The organism is Achromobacter sp. CSND-B12, assembly GCF_052906545.1.
The window spans coordinates 3,974,923-3,982,749 of record NZ_JBREGJ010000001.1; the positions used below are offsets into that span (position 1 = coordinate 3,974,923).

7 protein-coding genes and 1 other RNA gene are annotated in these 7,827 nt (G+C 63.8%); 5 read left to right on the forward strand and 3 right to left on the reverse strand.

Annotated elements, in window-relative coordinates:
- Nucleotides 1–24: 24 nt before the first annotated feature.
- Complete coding sequence (locus ACUTAG_RS18725) at nt 25–582, reverse strand: LysE family translocator (RefSeq protein WP_262352302.1); 558 nt, start codon at nt 580–582, stop codon at nt 25–27.
- A 179-nt stretch (nt 583–761) separates the two neighbouring features.
- Here ACUTAG_RS18725 and gcvA point away from each other — a divergent pair, with 179 nt between their 5' ends.
- The gene (gene gcvA / locus ACUTAG_RS18730) at nt 762–1,667 is read left to right on the forward strand and encodes a transcriptional regulator GcvA (protein ID WP_006388769.1); all 906 of its coding nucleotides are present in this window, start codon (nt 762–764) and stop codon (nt 1,665–1,667) included.
- Nucleotides 1,668–1,980: 313 nt separating this feature from the next.
- Here the strand turns inward: gcvA and ACUTAG_RS18735 are convergent, their stop codons facing one another.
- Nucleotides 1,981–2,259: an SWIB/MDM2 domain-containing protein gene (locus ACUTAG_RS18735; RefSeq protein ID WP_006217453.1), complete on the reverse strand. Its 279-nt coding sequence runs from the start codon at nt 2,257–2,259 to the stop codon at nt 1,981–1,983.
- A gap of 147 nt (nt 2,260–2,406) precedes the next feature.
- Here ACUTAG_RS18735 and ACUTAG_RS18740 point away from each other — a divergent pair, with 147 nt between their 5' ends.
- A complete protein-coding gene (locus ACUTAG_RS18740) occupies nt 2,407–3,600 on the forward strand; it encodes a M20 aminoacylase family protein (RefSeq protein WP_006388770.1) in 1,194 nt (397 codons plus the stop codon).
- A gap of 11 nt (nt 3,601–3,611) precedes the next feature.
- On the forward strand, nt 3,612–4,676 hold the full coding sequence (gene pyrC / locus ACUTAG_RS18745; protein ID WP_148319170.1) for a dihydroorotase: 1,065 nt from the start codon (nt 3,612–3,614) through the stop codon (nt 4,674–4,676).
- 47 nt (nt 4,677–4,723) lie between these two features.
- Here the strand turns inward: pyrC and ACUTAG_RS18750 are convergent, their stop codons facing one another.
- Nucleotides 4,724–6,559: an ATP-binding cassette domain-containing protein gene (locus ACUTAG_RS18750; RefSeq protein WP_446650259.1), complete on the reverse strand. Its 1,836-nt coding sequence runs from the start codon at nt 6,557–6,559 to the stop codon at nt 4,724–4,726.
- A 108-nt stretch (nt 6,560–6,667) separates the two neighbouring features.
- Here ACUTAG_RS18750 and rnpB point away from each other — a divergent pair.
- Together rnpB and mraZ are read left to right on the forward strand one after the other, a co-directional pair.
- Nucleotides 6,668–7,073: RNase P RNA component class A (gene rnpB / locus ACUTAG_RS18755), an RNA gene on the forward strand.
- Between the two features lie 323 nt (nt 7,074–7,396).
- Nucleotides 7,397–7,825 (forward strand): division/cell wall cluster transcriptional repressor MraZ, encoded by a 429-nt coding sequence (gene mraZ, locus ACUTAG_RS18760; protein ID WP_006392946.1) that lies wholly within the window; start codon nt 7,397–7,399, stop codon nt 7,823–7,825.
- Nucleotides 7,826–7,827: the final 2 nt, after the last annotated feature.

A 7,827-nucleotide genomic window follows, 5' to 3' on the forward strand; every position in this document is an offset into this window, starting at 1 on the left:
GCCGTCCCGGCAGGAACGCCTGGCTCAGTTCAAGACGACATACAGCGCCACCAGCAGCATGGAGGTGCCAAACACCGCAGCCTGAATCCGTAATGCACGGGGCGATTCAAAGCGTCCAAGTATCACCTTGCCGCCGTAGATCCACGGGAAATGGCAGAACAGGCCCAGTACGACGAAAGCGGCGCTGAGCTGGCCGACCTGCGATGACAGGTTGGCGTCGGGCGCCAGGAACTGCGCGAACATGACCGCGATCATCGAATGGATCTTCGGGTTGAAGATCACGCAGATGAAGCCGTCGATGAAGCCGAGCCGCTTGCCGCCGGCTGTCTGGCTGGACGGTTTGGCGGAGGCGCGGAAGAACCCCCACGCCAGGTAGAGAAGGTAGACGATGCCGGCCCATTTCAGGGCCGCGTGTATCTCCGGATGCTCATGCAGGGCGCCACCCAGGCCCAGGCCGTAAATCAGGCACAACGCCAGGTTGGCTGCCTCGAAACCAGCCCAGAATGGCACCGAGCCGCCGACGCCGTGGCGGCCTCCCGCAGTGGCCAGCAAGGTATTGCCGGGTCCCGGGCTGATGATCATGGGTACCGCGTAACCCAGGAATGCCGCCCATGTTTCCCAACCCGCCATTGCCGCTCCTTTTTCGTGTATGAGCCGGCACGCGGGGATTCGATTGCCGGCGGAGCCGTTATTAGAAGAGGCTTATCCGGCGTGGCCAAACGATCTATTCTCATGCCTTCGATAACTCCAGCTAATCGACCATGCGACGCCTGCCTCCGTTGGGTGCGTTACGCGCTTTTGAAGCCGCTGCGCGGCACCTGAGTTTCACGCGCGCGGCAATGGAACTCTGCGTGACCCAGGCCGCCATCAGCCACCAGGTCCGACAGCTCGAACAATGGCTGGGCAGGCCGCTGTTCGAAAGGCGTGGCCATGTATTGGCACTGACCCGCAAGGGCGAGACCTACCTGGATGAGCTATCGCTCGCGTTTGATCGGATGGCGGCGGCGACCGAGCGGGTGCGGGAGCGCCGTGACGGGCCTTTGCGGATCACGGTGTTGCCATCTTTTGCGTCGCGCTGGTTGCTGCCGCGGTTGCCGGCGTTTCGCGAACGTCACCCCGAGATTGAATTCCGTGTTTCCAGTGCGACGCGATTGTGGGAGGGCAACGATGAATTCGATCTGGGGATACGGTCCGGCCTGGGGCGCTGGCCAGGTTTGAAAGCCGATTTGGTCGCACGGGAATATCTCAGTCCGGTATGTCATCCGGACCTGGCGCAAGGACCGCCTGCTTTGACCGAACCGGCCGATCTTGCGAAGGTCATGCTGCTGCATGACGAACCGCGTGCAGCCTGGCGTCTATGGTGCGAACTGGCTGGCGTGTCGCTCGATCTGGAGCAGGGAGTGCAATTCAGCGATGCCGCGCTGGTGTTGCAGGCCGCCGCCGATGGCGCAGGCGTGGCGCTGGGACGCCTGCTGCTGGCTGCCGACGATCTGCGCGCGGGCCGCCTGGTCCAGTTGTTCGACACGGTGCTGGCCAATGACTACAGCTACTGGCTGGTCTATCCGCGCGCGGCCTTGCAACGGCCGCAAGCCATGGCATTCCGGAACTGGTTGCTGCAAGAGGCGCAGCAAGCGCGTTTGCCGCCACATCCAGGGAAAGTTGCATGAGCCAGGCGTGGCGCGGCTTTGCGGCAATTCGTGCGATTGCTTGCGGAGCGTGGCGAAGTCATTGCGGGTGTGCAATGGCGCACTGATGACACGGCTCGCGCGCTGCAATTACGCATGATGATGCGTGGTGGGCGGAAAAGTTGGGGAGTTTGGCCATGTACCCATTGCGTGTATGGCACTGGCGCGGCAAAGCGGGGATGCTTGCCTGGCTGTGGCGTGGAGGTGCCACAGGAAGTCGGTTCCGCCCGGCGTTCAAGCCAGGGCGTCGCGACAGTATCGAGGCAGGGACGTACGGGGTACGCCCTTTGCCTGCTTACTTCAGATGTGCGTTGACCAGCTTGGTCAGTTCGAACATCGTGACCTGATCCTTGCCGAAGATCGGGCGCAGCTTGGCATCGGCGTTGATGTTGCGCTTGTTGCTCGCATCTTGCAGGTTGTGCTTCTTGATGTATTCCCAGATCTTCTTGGTGACCTCGGTGCGCGGCACGGCTTCCGAACCGATCACAGCAGCCAGTTCGGCGCTGGGAGTCAGGGGCTTCATGAATGCAGCGTTCGGCTTGCGCGCGGTCGCGGGTTTGGAGGTTGTGGCCATAATGCGGCGCTCCTTCTCTGGCTGTTGGAAAAATTGTCCTGCGGCCGGAGCATAACGTGTCTCTCCCGTAAAGACAAAGGCATTTATCCTCTGTAGCAACTAAAATATCCCAACCGTCCCCCTTCCCACGTCATTCTGTAACCTCCTATGTACGCACGTTCTCCTTTGGAATCAATTCGCCTGTTTCATGACGAATTGACGGCGCTGAGGCGCGACTTGCATGCCCATCCTGAATTGGGCTTCGAAGAAGTCCGGACCTCCGGGATCGTCGCGGGAGCGCTGGAAGCGCTGGGAATCGAGGTGCACCGGGGCATTGGCAAGACCGGCGTGGTAGGCGTGATCCGCGGCAGACGCTGTGATAGCGGGCGCATGATCGGCCTGCGTGCCGACATGGATGCCTTGCCGATGACCGAAGACAACGAGTTCGGCCACAAGTCGACCAAGCCGGGTCTGATGCATGGCTGTGGTCATGACGGCCACACGGCGGTCCTGATCGGCGCGGCCAAGTACCTAGCGCAGACCCGCAATTTCGATGGGACAGCCGTGCTCATCTTCCAGCCGGCCGAGGAAGGTCGAGGCGGGGCGAAAGCCATGATGGAGGACGGGTTATTCGATACCTTCCCCTGTGACGCGATCTATGCGTTGCACAATTGGCCGGGCCTGCGGCCCGGCACCATCGGCATCAATCCAGGCCCCATGATGGCGGCGGCCGACCGGTTCGAGATCCTGATCACCGGTCGCGGCGGACACGGCGCGCATCCTTATCAGACCATTGACCCGGTCACCATCGCCGGCCAGGTCATCACGGCATTGCAGACGATCGTGTCGCGCAACGTCAATCCGCTGGATTCCGCGGTGGTGTCCATCGGATCGCTGCAGGCCGGGCACCCGGGCGCGATGAGCGTGATCCCGCGCGAGGCCCGCCTGGTGGGCACGGTACGCACTTTCCGCAAGTCGGTGCAGGAGATGGTCGAGACACGCATGCGCGAGTTGGTCACGGCCATCGCCGGCGCGTTCGGCGGCACCGCCGAACTCACCTACGAACGCATCTATCCCGCCACGCTGAATACGCCGCAGCATGCCAATCTGGTCGCGGATATCGCGACCGAGATGATCGGCAAGGAAAACGTGGTGCGCGATCTGGTGCCTTCGATGGGATCGGAGGATTTTTCCTTCATGCTGCAAAGCAAGCCTGGCGCCTACTTCCGGCTGGGCCAGGGCGGAGCCGAGTCCGGCTGCGTACTGCACAACTCGCATTTCGATTTCAACGATGCCGTCATTCCCCTGGGGAGCGCGATGTTCTGCGCGCTGGCCGAACGGGGCATGCCGCTGGCAGATTAAGAAGCTTCCATATGTCTACGCAAAACACGACCCAACTGACGATTACCCGCCCCGACGACTGGCACCTGCACCTGCGCGACGGCGCGGCGCTGGAAGCGGTGGTGGCGGATACGGCGCGGCAATTCGCGCGCGCCATCATCATGCCCAACCTGAAGCCGCCGGTGACCACCACCGAGCAGGCGCTGGCCTACCGCGGCCGCATCCTGGCGGCGCTGGCCAAGGCCGGTGGCAAGGTCGACGCCTTCACGCCGCTGATGACGCTGTACCTGACGGACAATACCTCGGCCGAAGAAATCTTTCGTGCGCACGAATCGGGCCAGGTCTATGCGGTCAAGCTGTATCCGGCCGGCGCCACCACCAACTCCGACGCCGGCGTGACCGACCTGCTGGGCAAGTGCGCCAAGGCCCTGGAAGCGCTGGAAAAATGCGGCATGCCGCTGCTGGTCCATGGCGAAGTGACTGACCCGTCGATCGATGTGTTCGACCGCGAAGCGATCTTCGTCGAGCGCGTGATGAAGCCGCTGCGCCGTGCGTTCCCGGCCCTGAAGGTGGTGTTCGAACACATCACCACCAAGGAAGGCGCCGAGTACGTGCGCGATGCCGAAGGCCCGATCGCGGCCACGATCACGCCGCAGCACATGCTGTACAACCGCAACGCGATTTTCCAGGGCGGCGTGCGGCCCCATTGGTATTGCCTGCCGATCCTCAAGCGCGAAACCCATCGGCTGGCGCTGGTGGAAGCGGCGACCAGCGGCAGTCCGCGCTTCTTCCTGGGCACGGACAGCGCGCCGCATGCGCGCGGCCTGAAGGAGCATGCATGCGGCTGTGCGGGCTGCTATACCGCGCTGCACGCGATGGAACTTTACGCCACGGCGTTCGACGCCGTCGGCAAGCTCGACAAGCTGGAGGGTTTCGCCAGCTTCCATGGTCCGGATTTCTACGGCCTGCCGCGCAATACCGGAACCCTGACGCTGGTGCGCGAAAGCTTCCAGATTCCCGAAGAGCTGCCGTTCGGCAATACCGCGCTGGTGCCCTTGGCGGCGGGCGGGACGCTGACCTGGCGCGCGGCCATCTGATCGCGCCAGCCGCCGCCCTCTATATATAAGAGGGCGGCCGAGTCATCTCAGAGGGCGCCTTCGCGGCGCGCCTCGAGCAATTCCCAGCGCGCGAATCTTTCCTCGAGTTCGCTTTCCAGCTTGGACAGCTCGGCGTTGATGCGTTCGACTTCGGCGGGCGCATCGCGGTACAGGCCGCCGTCCGCCAGTTTGCCGGCCAGTTCGGCCTGCTGCGCCTCAAGTGCGGCGATGGCATCGGGCAGGCCTTCGAGTTCGCGCAATTCCCACGAATTCATCTTCGCCGCGCGCGCCGGTTTCGGCTTGGCGGCCTTGGCGCGGGCCGCGGCTTCGTCCGCCGCGCGCGCCGCCTTGGCGGCATCGTCGTCCGCGCTGGAGGCGGGCGCCGGGGCGGGGCGCTGGGCAACCCATTCGTCGTATCCGCCGACATAGTCGCGCCAGTGGCCGTTGCCTTCGCAGGCGATGGTCTGGGTGACGACGTTGTTCAGGAATGCGCGATCGTGGCTGACCAGCAGGACGGTGCCCGAATATTCCTGCAGCAGTTCCTCGAGCAGTTCCAGCGTTTCGATATCGAGGTCGTTGGTGGGCTCGTCCAGCACCAGCACGTTGGCGGGACGCGCGAACAGGCGGGCCAACAGCAGGCGGGCGCGCTCGCCGCCAGACAGGCTGCGCACCGGAGAGCCGGCGCGGGCGGGCGAGAACAGGAAGTCGCCCAGATAGCTCATGACGTGCTTGCGGGTGCCGCCGATCTCGACCCATTCGCTGCCCGGGCTGATGATGTCGACCAGCGTTGCGTTCTCATCGAGTTGGGCGCGCATCTGGTCGAAATAGGCCACCGACACGTTGGTGCCGGTGCGGGTCTTGCCGCTGTCGGGCTGCATTTCGCCCAGGATCAGCTTGAGCAATGTGGTTTTGCCGGCGCCGTTGGGGCCGATGATGCCGATGCGGTCGCCGCGCAGGATGGTGGTGGAGTAGTCCTCGACCACGACTTTGTCGCCGAAGCGTTTGCCGACGTGTTCCAGTTCGGCCACCAGCTTGCCGGAGCGCTGGCCTTCGGCCAAGGCCAGCGATACGTCGCCGACGCGTTCGCGGCGCTCGGCGCGTTCCACCCGCAGGCGTTCCAGGCGCCGCACGCGGCCTTCGTTGCGGGTGCGGCGGGCTTCCACACCCTTGCGGATCCAGACTTCTTCCTGGGCCAGCAGCTTGTCGAAGCGCGCCTGTTCGAGGCGCTCGGATTCCAGCCATTGGGCTTTGCGTTCCTGCCATTGCGAGAAGTTGCCGGGGAAGCTGAGCAGCCGGCCGCGGTCGAGTTCAACGATGCGAGTGGCCACCGAATCGAGGAAGCGGCGGTCGTGGGTGATGATGACCGCGGCGCCCTTCCAGGCGCGCAGCATTTCTTCGAGCCAGGCAATGCCGTCGAAGTCGAGGTGGTTGGTGGGCTCGTCGAGCAGCAGCAGGTCGGGCTCCTCGACCAGGGCGCGGGCCAGCGCGACGCGCTTGCGCGTACCGCCCGACAGGCCGGCGATCTGGGCGTCCGCGGGCAGGCCGAGCTTTTCCAGCATGGCGCGCACGCGCGACGGGCGTTGCCAGTCTTCGTGGTCGCCTTCGACGTTGCAGACCACGTCGAAGACAGTGGCGTTTTCGTCCAGCTCCGGCTCCTGTTCGACCGTGGCCACGCGCAGGCCCGAACTGCGGGCGATGTCGCCGTCGTCGGGAACGGTGCGGCCGTCCAGCAGCCGCAGCAGCGAGGACTTGCCTGCGCCGTTGCGGCCGATGAGGCCGATGCGCTCGCCGGCCTGGATGGCGAAGTCGGCGTGGTCCAGCAGTGGATGGTGGCCATAGGCCAGCTGGATGTCGGTCAGGGTGATGAGCGTTGCGAGGGCCATGTAGTGAGGTCGTTCTTGCGGCGGATAAGCGGATCAGGCCGTATTGTCGCAGGAACCCGGGATGGTGTTCGGGGACGGAGCAGCGAGCTGTACTAGAATACGCACCGCAGGGCGGATCGGGCGATCGCGGTGGATGCAAGTCCATCGAGGAAGGTCCGGACTCCACAGGGCAGGGTAGCGGCTAACGGCCGTCCGGTCGCGTCTTCGGACGCGGCCGAGGAATAGGGCCACAGAGACGAGTCTGCGGGGCGGGCGCGCCAGTCGCGCACAGATACGGCCATCTCCGTATCGCGCCGGCCGGTAACGGTCGGCGGCATCGCAGGGTGAAACGCGGCAACCTCTACCCGGAGCAACATCAAATAGGCATGCGTGCGGCTTTCGGGCCGCGAAGGGCGGCTCCGTCCGAGCATGCGGGTAGGTGGCTACAGCGGCTCAGTAATGATCCGCGCAGAGGAATGATCGTCCGCCAGGGAAACCTGGTGTACAGAATCCGGCCTATAGATCCGTCCTGCATTGGATTTCAACCGGCGCGCGGCGCCACGGGGGCTTTTTTTCGCCCCGACATCCGCCACCTGGCGCGCAACGCCCGCCAGTCTTCGGCAAGCGGGCTGGGTAAAACAATGCAAAGGCATTGTTAGCCGCCACTTCTTAAGAAGCACTTTTAGATAGTGACGCAACCTCCTGATTTATTGGGAGGTTTTTCTTTTTGCGTATTTACAAGTTGCTCTAAGTCCTTGTTGTGATTGAAAAAATTGCAACCGCGCGCTTGACCGCCCCATTGCCATACCGTAGAGTGGGAAATAGTAGGAAATTGTGCAATTAAGTGGGGTAAAAGTGGTGTTTCAGGGAAGCAGCGCGCTCACGCTGGATGCCAAGGGACGGATCTCGATTCCGACCCGGCATCGTGACGCGCTGATGGCGCAGGCCGAAGGCCGCCTGACCCTGACCCGCCATCCAGACGGCTGCCTGCTGGTGTACCCGCGGCCCGAGTGGGAAAAGAAGCGCGAGCAGATTGCCGCCTTTCCCATGACGGCGCGCGCGTTGCAGCGGCTGTTGCTGGGCAACGCTCAGGACGTGGAACTGGACGGCTCCGGCCGCGTCCTGATCGCGCCTGAACTGCGCAACGCTTCCGGTATGACGCGCGATGTGATGCTGCTCGGTCTGGGCGCTCATTTCGAGCTGTGGGATGCCGCTACCCTGGCGAGCCGCGAGGCTGAGGACCTGGCCAAGGGTATGCCGGATGTGTTGAATCAGTTTTCGTTCTGAAA

What these genes read in the sequence shown, in the direction of transcription:
- ACUTAG_RS18735 (WP_006217453.1), bottom strand. Translation starts at nt 2,259, where the DNA reads ATGGCCACAACCTCCAAACCCGCGACCGCGCGCAAGCCGAACGCTGCA.
- ACUTAG_RS18725 (WP_262352302.1), bottom strand. Translation starts at nt 582, where the DNA reads ATGATCATCAGCCCGGGACCCGGCAATACCTTGCTGGCCACTGCGGGA.
- ACUTAG_RS18740 (WP_006388770.1), top strand. Translation starts at nt 2,407, where the DNA reads ATGTACGCACGTTCTCCTTTGGAATCAATTCGCCTGTTTCATGACGAA.
- pyrC (WP_148319170.1), top strand. Translation starts at nt 3,612, where the DNA reads ATGTCTACGCAAAACACGACCCAACTGACGATTACCCGCCCCGACGAC.
- gcvA (WP_006388769.1), top strand. Translation starts at nt 762, where the DNA reads ATGCGACGCCTGCCTCCGTTGGGTGCGTTACGCGCTTTTGAAGCCGCT.
- ACUTAG_RS18750 (WP_446650259.1), bottom strand. Translation starts at nt 6,559, where the DNA reads ATGGCCCTCGCAACGCTCATCACCCTGACCGACATCCAGCTGGCCTAT.